The sequence below is a fragment of the Agrobacterium sp. LEGMi-208b genome (assembly GCF_059511785.1).
This window is the reverse complement of record NZ_CM183445.1, coordinates 2,264,836-2,286,957: the sequence shown is the minus strand read 5'-3', so window position 1 is coordinate 2,286,957 and position 22,122 is coordinate 2,264,836. Positions and strand designations below refer to the sequence as shown.

Genomic DNA, 22,122 nt, shown 5'->3' with positions numbered 1-22,122 from the left:
AGTCGGGGCGGCCTTCGGGTCGCCCCTTTTTTGTCAGCGGCAATAGAGATAGCCGCCTTTTCGCTGCAGCACGTCGAGATGCAGGTGGTCCTGATGGGTCGCGTCGCTGCCAGGCGAAAGAACCGTGCGAAAGAACAGGCAGGCGGCGGCGGTGATGGTGCGCTGGAAAGCGCCTTCCGGCGTCCCGTCCTCGCCGCGCGGCTTCATCACCAGTGGCTCGCCCTTGTCGAAGGAAATCGTGGAAATATCCACGGCATTGCCCTTGGCATGTTCGGAAATCTTGCCGTTTTCGGCACTATTGCGGTTGCGGCAGATATAGGTCGAGGCATTGGCGATGGCCGTCACCTTTCTCTCCGGCAAAGCCAGGGCCGCCGCCGGCAGCATCATCTCCTTTGTCCAGCGGGAAAGGGCAAGCGCGGTTTCGCAGCGCATGGTGCCCGCAGGTTCCAGCTTGATGCCGGGCAGAACCACGGAAAGCTCGACAGGCGCTTCGATGCCGCATCCCTGCTCCGCATCGCGGATCGGCTCAAGCTGCCTGAACTCCGCGCCGATCTCTTTCAATGCGCCAAGGCATGCCTGAAGCGCGGCCGGATCCTCCGGCTTCACCGGCTCAGGCGGCTTCTCGTCGGGTTTGGCCGCCTCGTCGCCGGGTTTCTGCCGCTCACTGCCGTCCTTGCTCTCGCCTTCCTTTCCGGCGTCGCCGGAGCCTCTCTCAGCGGGTGTCTTTTCACCCTCCGGTTTCTGTTCTTCCGAAGCCTGCGGCTTCGAAGCCGGTTTCTGTTCTTCCAAAGCCTGCGGTTTCGGGGCTGGCTTCTGCTCTTCCGGAGGCTCAGGCTTCGGGGCCGGTTTCGGCGCTTCCGCCGGGCCTTGCGGCGTCTCCTCCGATGGCTTTTCCGAGGGGGTGGCGGATTGCCCCTCACCCGGTTTCGGTTGCGGCACCGGCACCTGCGCCGGCGGTTCAGAGGCGGAAATCAATGCGAGGGTGGTTACCAGAAGACACAGGCGATGAAGCATTTTTCGGGGCACTCCTGACCGTTTCGGCAGGAGTGCAACGCCGCGGCGGCCCGTAAGGTTCATTCCCTCACCGAAATCCGCTTGCCAAGGCGGATCGTGCGCGCTAACAATTTTCCCATGAACATCGTGTCTAAGAACATTGCTAACTGGTGGTGGGGCAGCTTTTCGCGGCCTTGACCAGTCATGTCTTCAGACAAAGTCCAAGCCGCCCGAATTTTCAGGCGGCTTTTTTGTTATTTTGCCGCCTGTCATCGGGCTTGAACAACAGAAAGCATGCGCGCAAAAGTGCTTGGCGGTTTTGCGATAACGACATGCGACAAAATGAGTACGAAAGAAATGGTAACGATCATTCAGGATGACGGAGCGGAAACCTACGAGACGAAAGGCGGCATCAAGGTCAGCCGAAAGCGCCGGCCCGCCGATTATGCGAGCGCCATCGATAATTACATCGAAAAGCTCGATTCCCATCGCGGCGCGGTGTTCTCGTCCAACTATGAATATCCCGGCCGTTACACCCGCTGGGATACGGCCATCGTCGACCCGCCGCTCGGCATTTCCTGTTTCGGCCGCAAGATGTGGATCGAAGCCTATAATGGCCGCGGCGAAGTGCTGCTGGATTTCATCACCGAAAAGCTGAAGGCGACGCCCGATCTTACCCTCGGCGCTTCCACCACGCGCCGTCTCGATCTGACCGTCAACGAGCCGGACCGCGTCTTTACCGAAGAAGAACGTTCGAAAATCCCGACCGTCTTCACCGCCCTGCGCGCCATCGTCGATCTGTTCTATTCCAATGCGGATTCGGCCATCGGCCTGTTCGGCGCCTTCGGTTACGATCTCGCCTTCCAGTTCGACGCGATCAAGCTGTCGCTGGCGCGCCCGGAAGACCAGCGCGACATGGTGCTGTTCCTGCCCGACGAAATCCTCGTCGTTGACCACTATTCCGCCAAGGCCTGGATCGACCGCTACGATTTCGAAAAGGCCGGCGTGACGACGGATGGCAAGCCCTCCGACATCGCGCCCGAGCCCTTCAAGACTACGGACACGATCCCGCCCAAGGGCGATCACCGCCCCGGCGAATATTCCGAACTGGTGGTGAAGGCTAAGGAAAGCTTCCGCCGCGGCGATCTGTTCGAGGTCGTTCCCGGCCAGAAGTTCATGGAGCGTTGCGAGAGCAATCCGTCGGCGATCTCCCGCCGCCTGAAGGCGATCAACCCCTCGCCCTATTCCTTCTTCATCAATCTCGGCCATCAGGAATATCTGGTCGGCGCCTCGCCGGAAATGTTCGTGCGCGTCTCCGGCCGCCGTATCGAGACCTGCCCGATTTCCGGCACGATCAAGCGCGGCGACGATCCGATTGCCGATAGCGAGCAGATCCTGAAACTGCTCAATTCGAAAAAGGACGAATCCGAACTCACCATGTGCTCGGATGTGGACCGTAACGACAAGAGCCGTGTCTGCGAGCCGGGTTCGGTGAAGGTCATCGGCCGCCGCCAGATCGAGATGTATTCGCGCCTCATCCACACGGTGGACCATATTGAGGGCCGCCTGCGCGACGACATGGATGCCTTTGATGGTTTCCTCAGCCACGCCTGGGCCGTCACCGTCACCGGTGCACCGAAGCTCTGGGCCATGCGTTTCATCGAAGGTCATGAAAAGAGCCCGCGCGCCTGGTATGGCGGCGCGATCGGCATGGTCGGCTTTAATGGTGACATGAATACCGGCCTGACGCTCCGCACCATCCGCATCAAGGATGGCATTGCCGAGGTGCGCGCCGGTGCGACCCTGCTCAACGATTCCAATCCGCAGGAAGAAGAAGCCGAAACCGAACTGAAGGCCTCTGCCATGATCGCCGCCATCCGTGACGCGAAGGGCACCAACGCCGCTGCCACCAAGCGCGATGCCGCCAAGGTGGGCACCGGCGTCAATATCCTGCTCGTCGACCATGAGGACAGCTTCGTGCACACGCTGGCGAATTATTTCCGCCAGACGGGTGCAACCGTCTCGACCGTCAGAACTCCGGTCGCGGCCGATGTGTTCGATCGTTTCCAGCCCGATCTCGTCGTCTTGTCTCCCGGACCGGGCAGCCCGACCGATTTCGACTGCAAGGCAACGATAAAGGCCGCCCGCGCCCGTGACCTGCCGATCTTCGGCGTCTGCCTCGGCCTTCAGGCTCTGGCGGAAGCCTATGGCGGCGAGCTTCGCCAGCTTGCGGTGCCGATGCACGGCAAGCCCTCACGTATCCGCGTGCTGGAACCGGGTCTCGTCTTCTCCGGTCTCGGCAAGGAAGTGACCGTCGGCCGTTACCACTCGATCTTCGCCGACCCCTCCACCCTTCCGCGTGATTTCATCATCACGGCGGAAAGCGAGGATGGCACGATCATGGGCATCGAACACGCCAAGGAGCCGGTGGCTGCCGTTCAGTTCCACCCGGAATCGATCATGACGCTTGGCCAGGACGCCGGTATGCGCATGATCGAAAATGTCGTGGTGCATCTGACCCGCAAGGCGAAGACGAAGGCGGCATGATGGCCGCTTCCGACGCCATCAGCATCGAACCCATCCGGGCGGAGCACGTTGAAAGCTTTCACCGTGCTCTCGATGCGGTGTCGCGCGAGCGGAAATATCTGAGCTTTCTGGAGGCGCCGCCGCTCTTTTCGGTTCGCGCCTTCGTTCTCGACATGATCGAAAACGACCATCCGCAATTCGTGGCGATTGCGGATGGCGAGGTGGCCGGCTGGTGCGATATTCGCCGCCAGGACAGGGCAACCCGCGCCCATTGCGGCACGCTCGGCATGGGCATCCTGCCCGCCTATCGCGACAAGGGGCTGGGTGGACGGCTGATGCGGCAGACGCTCGATGCCGCGCGCGAATTCGGGCTGCATCGTGTGGAACTGAGCGTGCATGCGGACAATGCGAGAGCAATTGCGCTTTATGAAAAGATCGGCTTCGTGCATGAGGGCCGGGCCCGTGATGCCGTTTCGATCGACGGGCGTTACATAGACAGCCTGAACATGGCGATCGTCTTCGGCAACTAAAGCGCGTCGCGTTTGACCGGATTCATGCGACGCGCTTTATCTCTTTGTTTTTATGCATGTCGTGATCCCGAAACCGCTGCACACTTTCGGGCGACATGCATTAACCTCTCGGCAGCGAGGCGGAAATGCACAGGGCGAATTTCTTCAGCAGCTGCATGTCGAAATGCCCTTCCCGCCGCAGCATCCACGTCAGTGCGTCATTCGCCGTCCAGGGCTTCTTGTAGGGTCTGACGGAGGTGACGGCGTCATAGACGTCGCAGATCGCCGCGATACGCGCATAAAGGCTGATCTCGCTGCCCGCACGGCCGCTCGGATAACCGCCGCCGTCCATCCGCTCATGATGATTGAAACAGACATCGAGCACCATGTCAGGCATCTGCGGGTTGCGCGACACTATATCCCGGCCGAATGCGGGATGAAGATTGATGATCTCCCGCTCATTTGCGCTCAGCCCTTCCGCCTTGTTGAGGATCGAAGAGGGGATTTCCACCTTGCCGATATCGTGCAGCAACCCGCTGATGCCGAGCAGATTGACCGTTCCCCTGTCGAGCCCGAGATAATTACCGAAGAGGATCATCAGCCCGCTGACGGAGACCGAGTGCACGAAGGTCGTTTCGTCTTTCGATTTCAGGCGGGTAACACCGATGAAAATCGCCGGGTTCGACTGCACGGCATCGGAAATCTTGCCCGCTGCCGCAGCCATGCCCTTCAGCGAAACACTGCCGCCCGCTTCCGCGGCGACAAAGGTCTCGGCTATCGTATCGGCAGCCGAGCGTACGGCATGCGTAATGGCGGCGATGGTTTCCGGGCAATTGTCCGATTGTGGCGAAACGGCTGGGGAACGCCTGCCGGCTTCGGTGTCATATCCCTTGGCTGTGTTGATGACGATGCTTTCAGCGCCACTCAATTTCAATTGACGCATCAATTCCTCATGCCGCAAAAGAAAGCGGTGCCCCTTAAAAAATCCCTGGTTCGAAAGCGTTCCTTCGACCGCCTCGATAAACATGCCAAGCGTCAATTGCTGGGTGGAAATTCGTTTGAGCATCAGATGCTTTTATTTTCCTTCCCGGGAATGATAACCTGAAACCGTAATTCGTAAAAATGTCGGCGCGCAACCGGCTAAACTATAAAAGTGAAGTCAAGCCTTCCCAACTCCGCCTAAACTTGCACCTCGGAAGATTAGATAACACAAATATGAAAATTTTTTACTCAGCATATCTTTAAAACTCAAAGAATCAATCCGAATAGACCAAGAAACAACCTTAGAATGTAAATAGTGAAAATTCTCGCATACGACGTAAATCAGGAGCCGAAGAAACCCGCATGAATTCCAGACTTGAAACGCGCATCGATCAGGGTACCGGCCGTGAACCGGCGGACATGGTTCTCAAGGGCGGACGCTTCTTCGACCTCGTGACCGGAGAACTCGTCGCTTCGGATATCGCCATCTGTGGCGACACCATCGTCGGCACCGGCGAGAACTACAAGGGGCGACAGGAAATCGACATTTCCGGAAAGATCGTCGTTCCGGGTTTCATCGATACGCATCTCCATATCGAATCGTCGCTGGTGACACCGCACGAATTCGACCGCTGCGTTTTGCCCTATGGCGTTACCACCGCCATTTGCGATCCGCATGAGATCGCCAATGTTCTCGGTGTGGAGGGGCTTCAGTTCTTCCTCGACAGCGCCATGGAAACCATCATGGACATCCGCGTGCAGCTCTCCTCCTGCGTGCCCGCGACCCATCTGGAAACATCGGGCGCCGATCTGCCGATCGAAAAGCTGCTGCCGTTCCGGGATCACCCAAAGGTCATCGGGCTTGCCGAATTCATGAATTTTCCGGGTGTCATCCACAAGGACCCGGTGTGCATGGCGAAGCTCGAGGCCTTTCAGGGCCAGCATATCGACGGGCATGCACCGCTTCTGTCCGGAACGGCGCTCAACGGTTATCTCGCCGCCGGCATCCGCACCGAACATGAATGCACGAGCGCGGCAGAAGCGCTGGAGAAAATCCGCAAGGGCATGCATATTCTGGTGCGCGAGGGCTCGGTTTCGAAAGATTTGCACGCCCTGATGCCTGTTATCACCGAGCGCCTGTCGCCCTATCTGGCGCTTTGTACGGATGATCGCAACCCGCTCGATATCGCCGAACAGGGCCATCTCGACTATATGATCCGCACGGCGATCGCCAGCGGCGTGGAACCGCTCGCCATTTACCGCGCCGCCTCGATTTCCGCCGCAAAAGCCTTCGGCCTGCGCGATCGCGGTCTCGTCGCACCGGGCTGGCGCGCCGATCTCGTGGTGGTCGACAGCCTGCAGAACTGCAAGGCCAGCATGGTGCTTTCCGGCGGCCGGATCGTCGATGACGCCCTTTTTGCCACGCGCAAGCCGGTCGCGCCCGTCGGTCTCGACAGCGTCAAGGCAAGGCCGGTGCTGGCGGCTCATTTCGGCGTGCCGGTCACGGAAGGCGAAAGCCCCGTCATGGGTGTGCTTCCCGGCAAGATCATTACCGAGCACCGCCGCTACAAGCTGCCGACGGATGGCAACCAGACCACCGTCGATCTCGAGAACGACATCATCAAGGTCGCCGTCATCGAACGCCACGGCAAGAACGGCAACCACGCCAATGGTTTCGTGCAGGGCTTCGGCCTGAAGAAGGGCGCCATCGCTTCCACCGTCGGCCATGACAGCCACAATATCTGCATCGTCGGTGTCAATGAAGACGATATGGCGCTGGCGGCCAACCGGCTCGGCGAAATCAAGGGCGGCTTCGTGGTGGTGGAAGATGGCAGAGTGACCGGCGAGATCGCGCTCCCCGTCGCCGGGCTGATGAGCCTCGAACCCTATGAGACGGTGCGCGATACGCTGCACACCCTGCGCAAGGCCGCATATGCGCTCGGCACGACGCTGGAGGAACCCTTCCTGCAGGTGGCCTTCCTGCCGCTGCCCGTCATTCCGCATCTGAAGATTTCGGATATGGGCATGGTGGATGTGGACCGGTTTGCGCTGATCTGACGATGCTTTACCGGTGGCAGGCAGCGGAAAACGCTCTGCTTTGAGGCCGTAAATGCGGCCTCATGCTTTGGTCTCTGCGGGCCATGTCACATAATAATATTTGCCCGCGACCCTGCCGAAATAGGCGTTGCCGCCCGTCGCTTTGTCCACATAGCTGCCGTTACCGTCCCTGGAAAGCGTACCGTTCTCATTGCGCTTGAGTTGGGTGTTCAGGAAATCCACCCAGTTGGTCTTGGCGATGTCCGTGGCAACTGACGGCTTGGCGTTTTTCTGGCTCGGATCCCACGCGCTGACCGATTTACCCTGCGTCGGGTCCGAAATTTTCAGGCGCCCGCGCTCGAGCGCGTCCATCATCGCCCGGGCACGCAGATATTGCGCCGGATCATCCCCTGCCGTCGAAAGCTTGACCTTCAGATTCCGCATGAAGGCGGATGAGGTTATATAGCCGCTTGAAGAGGTTTTCGGTGCCTGAACCGTGGTCGATGCGCGGGCCGATGACTGCCCGGCAAGGAAAACCTCTCTGACGGATGGAAGGGCGGGCTTGGCCTTGGTGCGGGAAGAGCCGGAATTGCCAGCAGGAGACTGGCTGAAATTGTTGATTGAAACGGACATGACAACGATCCTTGCTCCGCCTCATGGTTGGCGGCTGAAAAATCTGTGACGCCTGAATATTTGGCAGATAAAGCTTGCCCAAAGCTCGCGAAACAATCGAATAACGCAATAAATACTTTTCGCAATCAATAAACATCAGAAATAATAGGACTTATGCACATTTTAATAAAATATATCAGTGTTTAAATATATAATTATACTTAATAATATTATTTTCAGCCTAAAAACCCAATCCCCTGCCACCCGTCGTCATCTGCCTGCGCCCAGACGCCTGCGGAAATAAACCACCCGCTCTGTTTCCTCAAATCCCAGCGCCGCATGCATGCGATGGGAATCGACATTTTTAATATCGGCGTCGGACGCAAGCTCGCTGACGCCCTGGCCGATGGCCCAGCGGGTCACTTCGGCCACGAGTGCCGCTGCAACGCCCTGCCTGCGAAACGCCTCCTCGACATAAATTCCCTCAAGAAACGCCACGGGCGATGTATCGCAGCCGTTGACGTAATCCCGCCGCAGACTGACCTCGGCAAAACCGATGGCCACGCCGGCGGGATCGTGGACAATCAATCCAGCCCCGGCTTCGGAAACGTCCTGCAACTCCGCCATATGTTCGGCGGGCGAAGTATCTGGCCACAGGCGGTGCCGCAACAGGCACCAGTCGTCCCGATGGTCGGCGGCGTTTCCGATGGCAAATTGACCGCTCATGCAATGATCCCGCAAAACACGTCCAGCCCCTCAAGCTTCACAATACCCGCATCGAACAGCGGTGTGAAACCCGGCATCGGCACTATATCCGTGACGTGCATGGCCTTCGGTATCGGGAATTCCAGCGCATCACGGGTCAGATTGAAGACGAACAGCAGTTTTTCATCACCCTTCTGGCGCGTGAAGGCCAGCACATCGAGATTGGTCCTGATGAAATGCATATCCCCGTCGCGCAGCGCGCCATGGCTTTTGCGGAAGGACAGGACGGCGCGATAATGGTTGAGAACCGAATCCGGCTTGCGCTCCTGCGCATCCACGGCCTGCATGGCATGAACGTAGGGCACCGGCAGCCAGGGTTTTTCAGCACTGGAAAAACCGGCATTCGGCTTGCCGGTCTCCCACACCATCGGCGTGCGGCATCCGTCCCGCCCCTTGAAGGCGGGCCAGAAGCGGATGCCATAGGGATCGCGCAAATCCTCGAAGGCAAGCTCGGCCTCGGTCAGCCCCAGTTCTTCGCCTTGATAGAGGCATATGGAGCCGCGCAGGCTGGCGAGAACGCAGATGGCGAGCTTCGCCACCCGCACCTGCTCCTCTGCGCTTTCGGCAAAACGGCTAAGATGGCGCACCACATCATGGTTGGAAAAGGCCCAGCAGACCCAACCATCCTTGACCGCCTTGCCGAAGGTCTCGACCGAGCCGCGCAGGTGTTTTGCGCTGAAATCCGGCCCCAGCAGATCGAAGGTGTAGCACATGTTGAGCTTGTCATTGCCGGACGTATAGGCCGCAACGGTCTTCAGCGACCGAGCCCCGTCGCCCACCTCGCCGACGGTGGCGCGGCCCTCATACTCATCGAGCAGCACGCGGAAACGCTTGAGGAAAGCGACGTTTTCCGGGCGCGTCTTGTCGTAGAGGTGATCCTGCATGCCATAGGGATTGACGTCGGACGCATCGAGGCCAAAGCTTTCCTCGTCGAAAAGCGGCGGGTTGTCGCGCAAAAGCCTGTCGTGGAAATAATGGTTGACGGTATCGAGCCGGAAGCCATCCACGCCGCGATCCAGCCAGAAGCGCACCGTTTCGAGAAGCGCGTCCTGAACGTCCGGATTGTGGAAATTCAGATCCGGCTGCGAGGCGAGGAAGCTGTGCATGTAATATTGCTTGCGCACGCCGTCCCATTCCCATGCCGGCCCGCCGAACACGGAAAGCCAGTTTGTCGGCGCCGTGCCGTCCGGCTTGGGATTGGCCCAGACATACCAGTCGGCCTTGCTGTTCGTCCGGCTTGCCCGGCTGTCCAAGAACCATGGGTGCTGATCTGACGTGTGCGAAATGACCTGGTCGATGATGACCTTCAGCCCCAGCCGATGCGCTTCGGCCATCAGCGCGTCAAAATCGGCAAGCGTGCCGAACATCGGATCGACATTGCAATAATCGGAAACATCATAGCCCATATCGGCCATGGGCGAGGTGAAGAAGGGCGAAAGCCAGATGCCATCGACGCCGAGCGAGGCGATATAGGGCAGACGTTTCGTCACCCCGGCAAGATCGCCATAACCGTCCCCCGTCGTATCCTGAAACGAGCGCGGATAGACCTGATAGATCACCGCCCCCTTCCACCAGTCCGATTGCGCTTGAGGTTTGTGGACCGGGGCATGGGGCAGCGTCATCGGCGATCTCCTGAGGGTGTCTGGCCGGAGAATATAAAGCCATCGCGGCCGCGTAAACCGGAACTTCGCACATGCACAAACGGCTCGAACCGCCCTTGTCAGCGGCGCGCACTCGTCGTAAGCCGCATGGCTGGAAAAAACGGGAGGATGACGGCGTGGGCGGACGGTTTCTGTCGATTGGCGAATGCATGGTGGAACTGTCGCAGGCCGGCAACGGGCTGCTGCGCAAGGGTTTTGCCGGCGATACCTTCAACACCGCCTGGTATGCCCGTGCCTGCCTCCCGGAGGACTGGTCCGTCGATTATTTTACCGCGCTCGGCGATGATCCGCTTTCCGAAGACATGCTGGCCTTCATTTCGGAAGCCGGCATCGGCACGGAAAAAATCCGCCGCATCAAGGGTGGAACGCCCGGCCTTTACCTCATCAACCTGAAGGACGGCGAACGCACCTTCAGCTACTGGCGCAACGCCGCCGCGGCAAGACAGCTGGCCGCGGACGCGGATCACCTGCGCAGGACGGTGGAAAGCGCCGATGTGGTCTATTTCTCCGGCATCACGCTCGCCATCCTCGCCTCCGCCCATGATGTCGATACGTTTCTGGCGGAGCTGCGTCGCGCCAGGGCGGCGGGCAAGCTGGTGGTCTTCGATCCCAACATCCGCCCGCGCCTCTGGGCCGACAGGGATACGATGCTTGAGACGATCTCCAATGGCGCGCGCGCGGCAACACTCGTCATGCCGAGCTTCGATGACGAGGCGAGCCATTTCGGCGACGGCTCCGTGGAGGCGACCATCGACCGCTACCGCTCGCTCGGCGTCGAGAACATCGTCGTGAAAGATGGCGCCAAGGGTGCGACGCTCGATTTCGCCGGCAGCCGGAGCCATGCGCCGGCGGTGAAGGCCGTCGATGTGGTGGATACGACAAGCGCCGGCGACAGCTTCAACGGTGCCTTCCTCGCCCGTTACGTGACCGGCAGCTCTCCCGAAGAGGCCGCCACCTTCGCGGCAAGGGCTGCGGCAACCGTCATCGGCCATCATGGCGCGCTGATCAGCCCCGAGTTGCTTCCGCTGGTGGGATAAGGCTCGCCACACTGCGCGAACGTGGATTTTCGCATGCAGCCACCTCGGTTTCCCTCATTCCTGTGCTTGTCACAGGAATCCAGCCGACGCGCGTCTGCGCGGCGAGAAGTGCCCTTTCAGCCCAAGGACTTGGGCTGGCTGGATCCCTGTGACATCCTCGGACTTGTTCCGGGGAACAGGGATGAGGACAGGAGGCCGCGCCGCGGACAACAGCAAAATTTTGAGCGCAAACCACGATACGCCACCGTCACAGACCCTGACATGATCCTGTAACACGCACGCCGCATATACGGGCAGAAGCCGGGCAATGGGGATTCGCCCGTGCGCAGATGAGCAGGATCAGTGTTTCATGACGAGAATCACGATTGTCACAGATGCCTGGCACCCGCAGGTCAACGGCGTGGTTCGCTCGATAGAAAACACCAATACCGAACTGGCGCGGCTGGGCGTCGATGTGCGCATGGTCACGCCGCAGAGTTTCTACAGCATTCCCTGCCCCACCTATCCGGAAATCCGCCTGTCGGTCGCCAGCTATCGCCGTGTGGCGGCGGAGATCGAAAAAAGCCAGCCATCCTTCGTGCATATTGCCACGGAAGGGCCGCTCGGCTTCATGGCGCGGCGCTGGTGTGTGAAGAACCACATGCGGTTTTCGACCAGCTATCATACCCGCTTTCCCGAATATGTGGCGGCGCGTTTTCCTGTTCCGGAAAGCTGGCTTTATGCTTTCGTGCGCTGGTTCCACAATGGCGGCAACACCTGCATGGTGGCCACCCCGAGCCTTGAGACCGAACTGGAAGCCCGCGGCGTGCGCAACCTGAAGCGCTGGAGCCGCGGCATCGATGCCGAGCTTTTCCACCCCCGTCCCAAAGCAAAACTACCCTTCGACCTGCCGCGGCCGATCTTCATGACGGTGGGCCGTGTGGCGGTGGAGAAGAACCTGCCCGAATTCCTGGAACTGGACCTGCCGGGCTCGAAGATCGTCATCGGCGACGGCCCCGCCCGTCAGGAATTGCAGGAAAAATATCCTGATGTCCTCTTCACCGGCGTCAAGACCGGCGAGGAACTCGCCGACGCCTATGCGCAGGCCGATGTCTTCGTTTTCCCGTCGAAAACGGACACCTTCGGCAATACCATTCTCGAAGCGCTGGCAAGCGGCGTGCCCGTGGCCGCCTTCCCCGTCACCGGGCCGATCGATATCCTCGGCGGAAACCCCGCCGCCGGCGCGCTGGACAATAATCTGCGTGATGCCTGTCTTGCCGCACTTCATTGCTCGCCGCAGGCGGCGCTGGCGCTGTCCAAGAGCTACAGCTGGGAAAAGGCCTCTCGGCAATTCCTCGACAATGTCATCCACGCCGCCGGAAAATCGCTGCCGCTGCTGTCCCGCTCTCAACTCGCATGACGCAAATTCGCAGGGATTCTGTTCGGAAACGATGGACGAAACAGTGCGGGAGTGTCACAAGGCGATCAGGACGCGACTGCCGTTATCTTTAGAACGGGGTCGGGCTGCTGATTGACGTCAGGCGGCTGCCGCGAGACCACGCTGGCCGTCCTGTTTCCGGATGATACCCCCGCCACAGCCCTTGAGATCCCGCTTCATGACAAAGGAAGAAGTTCCTTTTGCTGGGCCGCGCACCATTGATTGATTTTCTCGACAACATCCTTTGACGCCATCGGCAAGGCGCTGTCGGGTATGACCACCACCGTGCCGTGGAAAACCAGCACCAGACTGTCCGGCGGCGTGATGGCGAGATGATAACGTGCCCAGCTCAGCTGCACCGTGTCCAGTCGTGTGACCTGTTTGTAGCCCTCGGGCCCGATCTCGATCTGTGTGTGAGGCGAATACATCAGCTCGTTGGCGATATTCCAGTGTGCCAGAACCTCGTAATAGGATTTCGCCTCCCGTCTCGCGCCCTGCCAGATGATGCACCAGACAGCGAGAGCTACAAACGGTGCGGGGGCAAACACCCAATAACCGACCACCGGCCAGACGCCCGGAAACCACGGCAGGCTTAAGGAATAGATGAAACCGGCAGCCAGTCCCGCAAACAAGGATAGATGCGCTCTTGCCGAGGCAAAATGGCGCTTCCAGGACTTGTCGAAAATCATGCTGTAATTTTCATAGGCCTGATTTTGATAGCCGTAGACATAGGCAGGGACATGTTTCGGGTCTGGCGTGAAGCTTATTGAAATAGTGTCATCAGCCATCCGAGCACGTCCATCCCGTCCCTGTTGCAGCCCGGCCTTTGTAACAGCCATTGCCCCTTTAAATCAAAAGGCCCTTTGCTGCCAAAACCGTCGGGATCGACATCGTGCGACGGAATCGGCCGTCACCATGCCCCGACGAGTGTTTGACCGGACAGCGGCACGGTCCGCGCCTTGCCCTCCCGGTCGGTCACCGAAAGCGATGCAGCCATCTGCTTCGGTGACTTGCGGAACCAGTTGGCGGCAACGCTCGCCATGTCACCGATCATCGCCTGTTTATGCCAGTCGGCAAAGCGTCTGGCCGTGGCCTCCGGCTCGGAACGGTAGAAGAAATCGCCGGATCGCCCGAGATCGTTGATGGACGTCGCCATGGCGACAAGCGGCCGCTGGAACATCTTTGCCGGCACCGAAAGCCCATCGGCACCCTCAGAAAAAGCGGGCGCCATGAAATCGATCGCCCAGCCATCCGCTTCCACCCAGCAATGGAAATTCTCGCCCGCACCCGTCACATAACCGTCTTCGCGATGATCTGCGAACAGCAGCACCGTTCCACCGAGATTATAGGCGGCAAGCCCGCCCTTCGGCACCGCCTTCACCTTGTAATGCTGCTGCAGGATGAAGGCGCCGAAGGTGCTGAAATACATGGAGGCCGAGGCGGGATCGGCATTCTGGCTGATGAGCAGGCTGTTGATGACCCGGTAAATCCGGTGATAGTCGGTCTGCTTGATCAGCATGGTTTTTTACTCTTCAAAGCCGGACAGTGAAATTGGAACGAACGGGTGCCCCTTGTTTCTTCTCCCCGAGGGGGAGAAGTCCGCGGCAGCGGGATGAGGGGGGAGGCCAACAGTATACGGAGAGCTAGCCCCCTCATCCGACCCTGCGGGCCACCTTCTCCCCGGCGGGGAGAAGAAATATGCCGCGACCCTTCACGTCAAAATCAACGCCGCTTCTTCGCCTTGCTCTCGAACGGATTGTCCGACCCGCGATAATGCACCCGGATCGGCACGCCCGGCATGTCAAAGTCCTTGCGCAGGCCATTGACCAGATAACGCGTATAGCTCTCCGGAATGGCTTCCGGCCGGGTGCAGGAAATCATGAAGGCCGGCGGACGGGCCTTGACCTGCGTCATATATTTCAGCTTCAGACGACGGCCGGAAACGGCCGGCGGCGGATGCTGCGTGGTCTGCCCATCCAGCCAGCGGTTGAGCCTGGCGGTCGAGATGCGGCGGTTCCAGACCTTGTCCGTATCGATGATGTTCTGCATCAACCGGTCGAGCCCATAACCGGTCTGGCCGGAAATCGGCACGGCGCGGATGCCGCGCGCCTGCGGCAAGAGACGCTCGGTCTTTTCGCGCAGGTCGGCCAGATAGGCCTGCGGGTCTTCGACCAGATCCCATTTGTTGAAGGCGAGCACGGCGGCCCGGCCTTCGCGGATGACGAGATCGACGAGCTGCAGATCCTGCTTTTCAAACGGAATGGTGCTGTCGAACACGATCACCACGGTTTCGGCAAAACGGATGGAGCGCAGTGAATCCGCGACCGAGAGCTTTTCGAGCTTCTCCGTGACCTTGGCCTTGCGGCGCATACCGGCCGTATCGAACATCTTGATGGTGCGGCCGCGCCAGTCCCACTCGACCGAGATACTGTCGCGGGTAATGCCGGCTTCCGGGCCGGTCAAAAGGCGGTCTTCACCGAGGAAACGGTTGATCAGCGTGGACTTGCCCGCATTCGGCCGGCCGATAATGGCGACGCGTAGCGGCTTGGTCTCGTCATAAACCGGCTCTTCGTCTTCCTCGTCCTCGCTGCCCGGTTCGCTGCGCGGCAGAACGATATCCGTCTCGGCCTCATCGACTTCGGGGGGGAAGGCCACGTCCTCGCCGATTGCCTCGACGATGGCGTCGCGCAGGTCGATCATGCCCTGGCCGTGTTCGGCCGAGATCGGGCAGGGATCACCGAGACCGAGCGTGAAGGCATCGTAGAAACCGGCATCGGAACCGCGCGCCTCGGACTTGTTGGCCACCAGCACCACCGGCTTGCCGCGACGGCGCAGCATTTCCGCCAGCGTCTCGTCGGCCGGCGTCAGGCCCGCCTTGGCGTCCACGACGAACAGCGTCACATCGGCATCGTCGATCGCCGCTTCGGTCTGCGCCCACATGCGACCCTGAAGCGTTTCCGGCCCGGATTGCTCCAGACCGGCGGTATCGATGATGGTGAAACGCAGGTCGACGAGCTTTGCCTCGCCGGGGCGGCGGTCGCGGGTCACGCCCGGCGTGTCATCCACCAGCGCCAGCTTCTTTCCGACGAGACGGTTGAAAAGCGTGGACTTGCCGACATTGGGGCGCCCGACTATGGCGACGGTGAAGCTCATTGATCCTGATTCCCTAAAGCACGTCTGCCCAAAACGTTACCTGTTTTGGGCAAAGGACATGCGTAAAATAATGAGTTGGATCGCTTTGGCAATCCAAAGAAATGCCGGGGCGATCTCGCGTGGCGAAGCGGCTTAAGCAGCCTTGCCCGAAGCGGTGATGTTGTCGAGCATGATCTGCGCGCGGTTCGTCACGTTGCGCGGGGCCTGCGTGTCGCTGACGATCTGTTCGAACCATTGTTTGGCCTTGGCAAAATCGCCGGCCTTGTAGGCGGCGAGACCGAGAGCCTCGCGCGCGGAAGCGCGCATGGTCTGGCCCTCAGTGCTGAGCGGCTCGGCAAGCGCCACGACCTGATCATAGGTGCCGTTGTCGACCAGCAGCCAGGCGGCGCGCACCTTGGCGGTGTCGCGGAAGACCTGCGGTGCGGAGGTGTCGTTGCCAATGGCGGTGAAGGCGGCAATCGCGCCGGCCGCATCGCCCTTCTGCGACAGCAGCGTCGCCGAGCGGAACTTCGCCAGCACTGGATAATTGCCGTGACCGGAAGTTTCGAGATCGGCGAAGGCCTTCAGCGCCTCATCCGTCTTGTTTTCCGAAGCAAGCTTCAGCGCCGCAAGAAACTGGTCGCCGGAGTTGGAAGCACGGCTGGTGTTCCAATATTCGTAGATGCCGGCGCCGGCAGCGCCGACAACCACGAGAATGGCGGCGCCCACGACCACGATACCGTACCGGCCCCAGAAGCGCGACAGCTGCTCGGAGCGGATCTGCTCGTTCACTTCGCGGATAAAGGTATCATTTTCGTTTGCCATCAAATTCTCCGTTACCCGCGCGGAGATCGCATCCGATCCATCCGTCCGCGGACATACCAAGCCGCTTACCCGGATCAACAAAAAAGCGGCCGACCGGGTCTTGGTCGGCCTTCTAGCCTATTTTGCCTGATATGTAAGGGGGAAACGTCGATTTCCTACATCGCGATGGGCTGAACGCCGATCAACCATTCGTGCAGTTTCAGGATGAAAGCCCCCCAGAGAACAATGCCGCCGACAACAGCCACCAGATCGTAGCGGCTTGAAACGAAGTCCCGGACCACTTTTTCACCCGCTCGCTCCCGGCGCTTCAGCGAAATCCGCATCACCACGCCCCAGGCAAGGAACGACGCAAAGAGCAGGATCGAAGACGTTTCGCCATTGGCCAGAAGATGCGCAAGCGCCCAGATCTTGACCGAAAGAACCATCGGATGCTTGGTCTTGGTTGCGATATGGCCAGCCGGGATAAGGCTGGCGATGAGACAGATCATCGCCGGCAGCATCAGGGTCACGGCAATATGGCTCATAAGGATCGGCGGATACCAGAGCATGCCCGTCTCCTGTCGCGCTTCGCCGAAAGCGTAGATGACGAGGCCGAGCGTGATGAGGCTGACGAGGGAATAAACGCCCTTGAAGGGCCCCTCCCCCATCGTTGCGATCATGCGGGCGCGAAATTGCGGCGCCACCACCTTCAAAAGATGGGTCAGCAGGAACAAGGCAAGACAGAGTGCGAGAAAAAGCATGGAACACGGTCCCCCGGTGGAACGAAGCGGCCCTATCACCGCGGTTAAGAAAAGGAATTAGGCTGAAAGTCATGAAAACGCCAGACTATTCAAAGCTTCGCCTTATTCCACCCGCAAAAGGCCACGGTGTTTCATATGACGGATGACTGATGTTTCGCCCACTTGCCGCTTTTTCCCTTTCGCTTCTCGCCGCCCTTCCCGCTTTTGCGCAAGAGGCTGAGAAGCCGAAGCAGCTCGTCATCGTGTCCTTCGACGGTGCGGGCGACAATACGTTGTGGGAAAGAAGCCGGGCGACGGGCAAGCAGGTCGGCGCGCATTTCACCTATTTTCTCGCCTGCACGCTTGTCATGGACAGGAAAACCAGCGCCAAGACCTATCAGGGACCCGGCCAGAAGGCCGGCCGCTCCAATGTCGGTTTCGGCCAGTCGCCGGAAGAGGTGGAGGCCAGACTCAGAAACATCTGGGCGGCCTATCGCGAAGGTCACGAGATCGGCAACCACACCTGCGGCCATTTCGATGGCGGGCAGTGGACCGCCGAACAATGGGACGGCGAATTCACAACCTTCACCAGCACGCTGGAAAATGCCTGGCAGATGATCGGCAAGAAGGGCGAGGAGCCCGAAGGCTGGCGCGAGATGGTGAAGAAGATCAACGGTTTCCGCGCGCCCTATCTGTCGCAGGGACCGGCGCTGACCGCCGCGCAGAAAAAGCACGGCTTCGTTTATGATGCCACCAGCATCACCAAGGGGCCGGAATGGCCGGTGGAGCGCGAAGGCATCCAGCATTTCGGCCTGCCGCTCATTCCCGAAGGCCCGGGCAATCGCCCGATCATCGCCATGGACTACAATCTCTTCATCCGCCACTCCATCGGCGTCGAAACGCCTGACCGTGCCGGGGAATTTGAGGAGCGCGCCTATACGGCCTTCCGCAATGCATTCGACAGGCAATATAATGGCGAGCGCATTCCGCTGCAGATGGGTTTTCACTTCGTGAAGATGAATGGCGGCGCCTATTGGAACGCCTATGAGCGGCTGCTGCGCGAAGTCTGCCAGAAACGGGATGTCGCTTGTGTGAGCTATGCCGAGGCGATGCCGATGATCGAGGCACGCAAGAAGCAGAAGACAGAGGGTTAAGCGAGTCTTGTTTTACGAAAAAGGCGGCCGATTGGCCGCCTTTTTATATGTTTTTAGGGCTTATTTGCCGCCAGTTCACCAGCTTCCGCTTCCCGTTGCAGATAGCGCTCATCGATATCCGGCAGGGGCTTGTCGTCGATCGCTGCTTCGAACGCCACGAGACGTTTATGAATGGAAAGCAACTCGATGATCGTCGTCCAGGAATTGACCAGATACTGGAACGAATTGCTGACCTGGCCGAAGGCCGTAGCGATCTGCTGGTAGATACCGTAGGTGATTTTGCCCGCCACGATGGTTGGAACAAGCATTAAAAGCAGGAACACCGCATCGGCCTGAATGTAGAAATACCGTGCGACGTTGAAATAGAGATAGTGCCAATACATGCGGAAATAGTTTTTCCGCACATTGGAATACAGTTCCTTCACTGTCGGCGGCTGGGCACGGTCGGCGTGATCCTCGCCATAGACCAGTTCTTTACGATAGGCAGCTTCCACGCGCTGGTTGCGGAAGTTCAAACCGGGCAGTTTGATACCGACCGTCGCCAGAAGCACCGTACCGAATATCGACCAGACGATCGCCAGCCAGAACAGCGCATGCGGCACTTCACCGATGATCGGCAATTCGGAGACGTAGGACGACAGCGCAAACAGGATCGGCAGGAAAACAACGAGCGTCATCACCGAATTGATCAGGGTGATGCCCAATGCCTCCAGCGTGGAGGAGAACCGCATCGTATCTTCCTGAACGCGCTGGGAAGCACCTTCGATATGGCGCAGCTTTTCCCATTTGGACATGTAAAAGTCGTTCATCGCGGTTCGCCAGCGGAAGATGTAATGGCTGGTGAAGAAATCCGTCAGGATCGAAACCGCCATGCTGAGAAAGGCAATCTTGGCGAAGACTATCTGGAGGCTGTAGAAATCCCAGACTTCGATACCCGGTTGTTTGGAAAGGGCATTTTGCAGAAGGTCACCGAAAGGCCGCCGAAAATTGTTGATGACGACGGAAATCTGAACGCCGAAATAGGTCACCGCGATAATCAGCAGCGATCCCCAGATAGACCAGAGCTTCCAGGGGTGATCCTTGGCTATGACGGTCCAGACAACGCCGAATAACGCCAGGCACGATGCGAGATAGCCGTAAAAGAACAGATTTGCTGGAACCAGAAAATAGCTGAGATCGTAGGGTTCCTGCTCGGGCATTACATAACCCCAGGACGCCCCTAGCCTTTCAAAGATGAAATACCAGGCAAGAATGGCGAAGAAGGCCCAAACGATGGCGGAGGTAAAGAAGGCTTTCGGCCTGGGGAAGAAGGAATGAAACACGTTTTCGAACTCACGCGCGTTTGAAATCAGCCATTATTGGCGAAGCACTCGATGGCCCGAACCTAGGGCAGAAATTTGTGCACAGCAACGGAGAAGCGCTGACCTTAACAAGATGTAAGGCGCAGTTATCGAAACGAACCGTGATGAAACACCGGTGAAAGACCGAAAAGACGACCGACTGCCTAGCGCCGCCCTTCCATGGCAAGCACCGGCAGCATCAGGAGAATACTGACGACGAGCACGGCGGAAGCGAGAATGCTGGGGGCGGTGAAACTTCCCGTCACCTCGGCAATCCAGCCGGCGGCCAGAGGCCCGACGATCTGGCCCGTGCCGAAGGCGGCCGTCATCAGCGCGAAGGCACGACGCGGGCTCGGTCCGGCAAATTCCCGGCCGAGTTGCAGGCCATAGGCGGTGATGACCATGAAGGTCAGCCCGAGAAGCAGGCCGCCGGCCAGCACGCCGGCCACCGGCGGCAACATCACGGAGGCGAAAACACCCACGGCTTCCACGGCGAGAACGATGACGAAGGCCCGCTTCAGCCCCTGTGACCTCAACACCGGTTTCCAGAGGAAAAGCGAAACGGCGGCGGCGCAGCCGGTGATGAACCAGGCGAGGAACTCCACGAAAGCACCGGCGGCCGCCATGCGGGCAATCGCCACGATGAAGGTGGCAGTGATGACGTAACCGAAACCGAACAGCCCATAGGCCAGCGTCGTCAGGAACAGCGGCCGCGTCCAGCGAAGCGTCGGTTCCGCGGCGGAAGATGCATGCCGCGGCGGGCCTGCGGGCAGCACCCGGAAGACGAGGAGAAATGTAACGAAGGAAAAGACGGCACCGGCGATCCATTCCTCTCTCCACGAGGACCCGCCGCCGTCAAAAACGACGCCGATCAGATAGACCGCCAGCGAGGAAATCGCGATGCCGGCGCCGACACCGCCATAATGCAGCGCCTGCACACTGTCCCTGCCGGCTTTTGCGGCATGGCCGATGACGATCTGCGAGGTGAAGATCATGGTCATCGCACTGGCGACGCCCGCCAGAAACCGGATGACGGTGAAGGCCGCGACCGAGTTGAAGGCGGCCATGGCAAGCAGCAGCGCCGCCGTGGAAAACAGGCCGCAAAGGGCAACCAGCCGCTCCCGCCCCGACCCCCATGAAGAGGCGGCGAGAACCGCACCGGCGAGATAACCGGCGAAATTTCCGGCCGCGACGATCCCCGCATCCCCCGCCGAAAGCGGCACATCGGCCATCATGCCCGGCAGGATGGGGGTAAAGGAAAAACGGCCGAAACCCATGGCGGAGGCCATCATGAGGGCGCCTGCGAAACCGAGCGCGATCAGATGTCTGGCGGAAAGTGGCTTGTCGATGCTCATGCATGGCTTATCGCAACCGGGCGGATGAGCGACAAGCGAGTTATTTTGATCGGCGTTATAAGCGGCCGTTATCGGTCGCGTGGCGAGCGGCGATGCGTTCCTACGTCGCCGCTTGTTTCTTCTCCCCGCCGGGGAGAAGGTGGCCCGAAGGGTCGGGATGAGGGGGCAACGTTGCCGGATTTCGGAGAGCTTGCCCCCCTCATCCCGCTGCCGCGGACTTCTCCCCGGCGGGGAGAAGAAACACGCTGCAACCACTCGCTCCAACGTTGGGAGCAAGGGTGACGGAGAGGAGGTTAGCGGTCACTCCGCAAGCGTCAGCACCAGCGGCCCGTTCTTCGTCGCCACTACCGTGTGCTCATATTGCACCGTCGGCGCGCTCGGGTCGCTATAGAGCGTCCACGGATCGTCATCGCCATCTTCCGCCCAATAAGCACCCGTCGAAAGAAACGGCTCGACGGTAAACACCATGCCTTCCTGCATGATGCGGCGCTCGTCCTTGTCCGGCCAGGTGGCCAGCTCCTTCGGCTCCTCATGCAGCGAACGGCCGATGCCGTGGCTGGCGAGATTGGTGATCAGCGTATAGCGGTTCTTTTTGGCAAAAGCGCCGATGGCATTGCCGATATCGGCGAAGGGCCGGCCGGTTTTCACCTGCTGCAGGCCCGTCCACATCGCGCGCTTGCCATCACGGCACAGGCGCTCGATATCCTTCTTCACCGGCGGCACGGCGAAGGACGACCCCGTATCACCGAAAAAGCCGTTCTTCACCGCCGAGACATCGATATTGACGAGATCGCCCGCCTTGATGATGCGCGGGCCGGGAATGCCGTGGGCCACTTCCTCGTTGACGCTGATGCAGGTCGCGCCGGGAAACTTGTAGCAGAATTCCGGCGCCGATTGCGCGCCATTATCCTCCAGCACCTTGCGGCCGATCGCATCCAGCTCGGCCGTGGTGACACCGGGTTCCAGCGCGTCCGCCATGGTCTGCATGGCAACGGCGCACAAACGGCCGATATCCTTGAGCAAAACCAGTTCTTCTTCGGTGGAAATGACCATGTCGCT

General features: G+C 59.7%; 19 protein-coding genes. 6 read left to right on the top strand and 13 right to left on the bottom strand.

What is annotated here, in order from left to right:
* Positions 1 to 33 precede the first annotated feature (33 nt).
* Positions 34 to 1,014: an extensin-like domain-containing protein gene (locus AC5YUO_RS11075; protein ID WP_496153333.1), complete on the bottom strand. Its 981-nt coding sequence runs from the start codon at positions 1,012 to 1,014 to the stop codon at positions 34 to 36.
* Positions 1,015 to 1,350: 336 nt separating this feature from the next.
* On the opposite strand from AC5YUO_RS11075, the gene AC5YUO_RS11070 reads away from it, so the two are divergent.
* Together AC5YUO_RS11070 and AC5YUO_RS11065 are read left to right on the top strand one after the other, a co-directional pair.
* The gene (locus AC5YUO_RS11070; protein ID WP_496154850.1) at positions 1,351 to 3,540 is read left to right on the top strand and encodes an anthranilate synthase; all 2,190 of its coding nucleotides are present in this window, start codon (positions 1,351 to 1,353) and stop codon (positions 3,538 to 3,540) included.
* A complete protein-coding gene (locus AC5YUO_RS11065) occupies positions 3,537 to 4,049 on the top strand; it encodes a GNAT family N-acetyltransferase (protein WP_496153332.1) in 513 nt (170 codons plus the stop codon). The genes AC5YUO_RS11070 and AC5YUO_RS11065 overlap by 4 nt, the downstream gene beginning before the upstream one ends.
* A gap of 100 nt (positions 4,050 to 4,149) precedes the next feature.
* On the opposite strand, the gene AC5YUO_RS11060 is transcribed toward AC5YUO_RS11065, so the two are convergent.
* Positions 4,150 to 5,094, bottom strand: coding sequence for an HD-GYP domain-containing protein (locus tag AC5YUO_RS11060; RefSeq protein WP_496153331.1), 945 nt, complete (start codon positions 5,092 to 5,094; stop codon positions 4,150 to 4,152).
* A 278-nt stretch (positions 5,095 to 5,372) separates the two neighbouring features.
* Here AC5YUO_RS11060 and ade point away from each other — a divergent pair, with 278 nt between their 5' ends.
* A complete protein-coding gene (gene ade, locus AC5YUO_RS11055) occupies positions 5,373 to 7,067 on the top strand; it encodes an adenine deaminase (protein ID WP_496153330.1) in 1,695 nt (564 codons plus the stop codon).
* 60 nt (positions 7,068 to 7,127) lie between these two features.
* Here the strand turns inward: ade and AC5YUO_RS11050 are convergent, their stop codons facing one another.
* The 3 genes from AC5YUO_RS11050 to bglA form a co-directional block, all read right to left on the bottom strand.
* The gene (locus AC5YUO_RS11050; protein WP_496153329.1) at positions 7,128 to 7,679 is read right to left on the bottom strand and encodes a hypothetical protein; all 552 of its coding nucleotides are present in this window, start codon (positions 7,677 to 7,679) and stop codon (positions 7,128 to 7,130) included.
* Between the two features lie 249 nt (positions 7,680 to 7,928).
* Positions 7,929 to 8,384 (bottom strand): aminoglycoside 6'-N-acetyltransferase, encoded by a 456-nt coding sequence (gene aac(6') / locus AC5YUO_RS11045; protein WP_496153328.1) that lies wholly within the window; start codon positions 8,382 to 8,384, stop codon positions 7,929 to 7,931.
* Positions 8,381 to 10,045 carry a beta-galactosidase BglA gene (gene bglA, locus AC5YUO_RS11040; protein ID WP_496153327.1) on the bottom strand — a complete coding sequence of 555 codons (1,665 nt, stop codon included), beginning with the start codon at positions 10,043 to 10,045 and terminating at the stop codon, positions 8,381 to 8,383. Before bglA ends, aac(6') begins: the two co-directional genes overlap by 4 nt.
* Before the next feature lie 155 nt (positions 10,046 to 10,200).
* Between bglA and AC5YUO_RS11035 the strand changes: the two genes are divergently transcribed.
* Together AC5YUO_RS11035 and AC5YUO_RS11030 are read left to right on the top strand one after the other, a co-directional pair.
* On the top strand, positions 10,201 to 11,121 hold the full coding sequence (locus AC5YUO_RS11035) for a sugar kinase (protein ID WP_496154849.1): 921 nt from the start codon (positions 10,201 to 10,203) through the stop codon (positions 11,119 to 11,121).
* Between the two features lie 349 nt (positions 11,122 to 11,470).
* Positions 11,471 to 12,520: a bifunctional monoglucosyl/glucuronosyl diacylglycerol synthase gene (locus tag AC5YUO_RS11030; RefSeq protein ID WP_400813062.1), complete on the top strand. Its 1,050-nt coding sequence runs from the start codon at positions 11,471 to 11,473 to the stop codon at positions 12,518 to 12,520.
* A gap of 194 nt (positions 12,521 to 12,714) precedes the next feature.
* Here AC5YUO_RS11030 and AC5YUO_RS11025 read toward each other — a convergent pair whose 3' ends face one another.
* The 5 genes from AC5YUO_RS11025 to AC5YUO_RS11005 all read right to left on the bottom strand — a co-directional run bounded on the left by AC5YUO_RS11025 (position 12,715) and on the right by AC5YUO_RS11005 (position 17,235).
* The gene (locus AC5YUO_RS11025; protein ID WP_496153326.1) at positions 12,715 to 13,377 is read right to left on the bottom strand and encodes a hypothetical protein; all 663 of its coding nucleotides are present in this window, start codon (positions 13,375 to 13,377) and stop codon (positions 12,715 to 12,717) included.
* A 71-nt stretch (positions 13,378 to 13,448) separates the two neighbouring features.
* Complete coding sequence (locus tag AC5YUO_RS11020; RefSeq protein ID WP_496153325.1) at positions 13,449 to 14,057, bottom strand: DUF2026 domain-containing protein; 609 nt, start codon at positions 14,055 to 14,057, stop codon at positions 13,449 to 13,451.
* Between the two features lie 203 nt (positions 14,058 to 14,260).
* Positions 14,261 to 15,691, bottom strand: coding sequence for a ribosome biogenesis GTPase Der (der, locus tag AC5YUO_RS11015; RefSeq protein WP_496153324.1), 1,431 nt, complete (start codon positions 15,689 to 15,691; stop codon positions 14,261 to 14,263).
* A 132-nt stretch (positions 15,692 to 15,823) separates the two neighbouring features.
* Complete coding sequence (locus AC5YUO_RS11010) at positions 15,824 to 16,495, bottom strand: tetratricopeptide repeat protein (RefSeq protein WP_496153323.1); 672 nt, start codon at positions 16,493 to 16,495, stop codon at positions 15,824 to 15,826.
* 155 nt (positions 16,496 to 16,650) lie between these two features.
* Entirely contained in the window at positions 16,651 to 17,235 is a 585-nt protein-coding gene (locus AC5YUO_RS11005) for an NnrU family protein (RefSeq protein ID WP_496153322.1), read from the bottom strand.
* 149 nt (positions 17,236 to 17,384) lie between these two features.
* On the opposite strand from AC5YUO_RS11005, the gene AC5YUO_RS11000 reads away from it, so the two are divergent.
* Complete coding sequence (locus AC5YUO_RS11000; protein ID WP_496153321.1) at positions 17,385 to 18,368, top strand: polysaccharide deacetylase family protein; 984 nt, start codon at positions 17,385 to 17,387, stop codon at positions 18,366 to 18,368.
* 53 nt (positions 18,369 to 18,421) lie between these two features.
* On the opposite strand, the gene sbmA is transcribed toward AC5YUO_RS11000, so the two are convergent.
* The 3 genes from sbmA to map all read right to left on the bottom strand — a co-directional run bounded on the left by sbmA (position 18,422) and on the right by map (position 22,116).
* Entirely contained in the window at positions 18,422 to 19,690 is a 1,269-nt protein-coding gene (sbmA, locus tag AC5YUO_RS10995) for a peptide antibiotic transporter SbmA (RefSeq protein WP_269701989.1), read from the bottom strand.
* A gap of 182 nt (positions 19,691 to 19,872) precedes the next feature.
* Complete coding sequence (locus AC5YUO_RS10990) at positions 19,873 to 21,063, bottom strand: MFS transporter (protein ID WP_496153320.1); 1,191 nt, start codon at positions 21,061 to 21,063, stop codon at positions 19,873 to 19,875.
* 300 nt (positions 21,064 to 21,363) lie between these two features.
* Positions 21,364 to 22,116 carry a type I methionyl aminopeptidase gene (map, locus tag AC5YUO_RS10985; RefSeq protein WP_496153319.1) on the bottom strand — a complete coding sequence of 251 codons (753 nt, stop codon included), beginning with the start codon at positions 22,114 to 22,116 and terminating at the stop codon, positions 21,364 to 21,366.
* Positions 22,117 to 22,122: the final 6 nt, after the last annotated feature.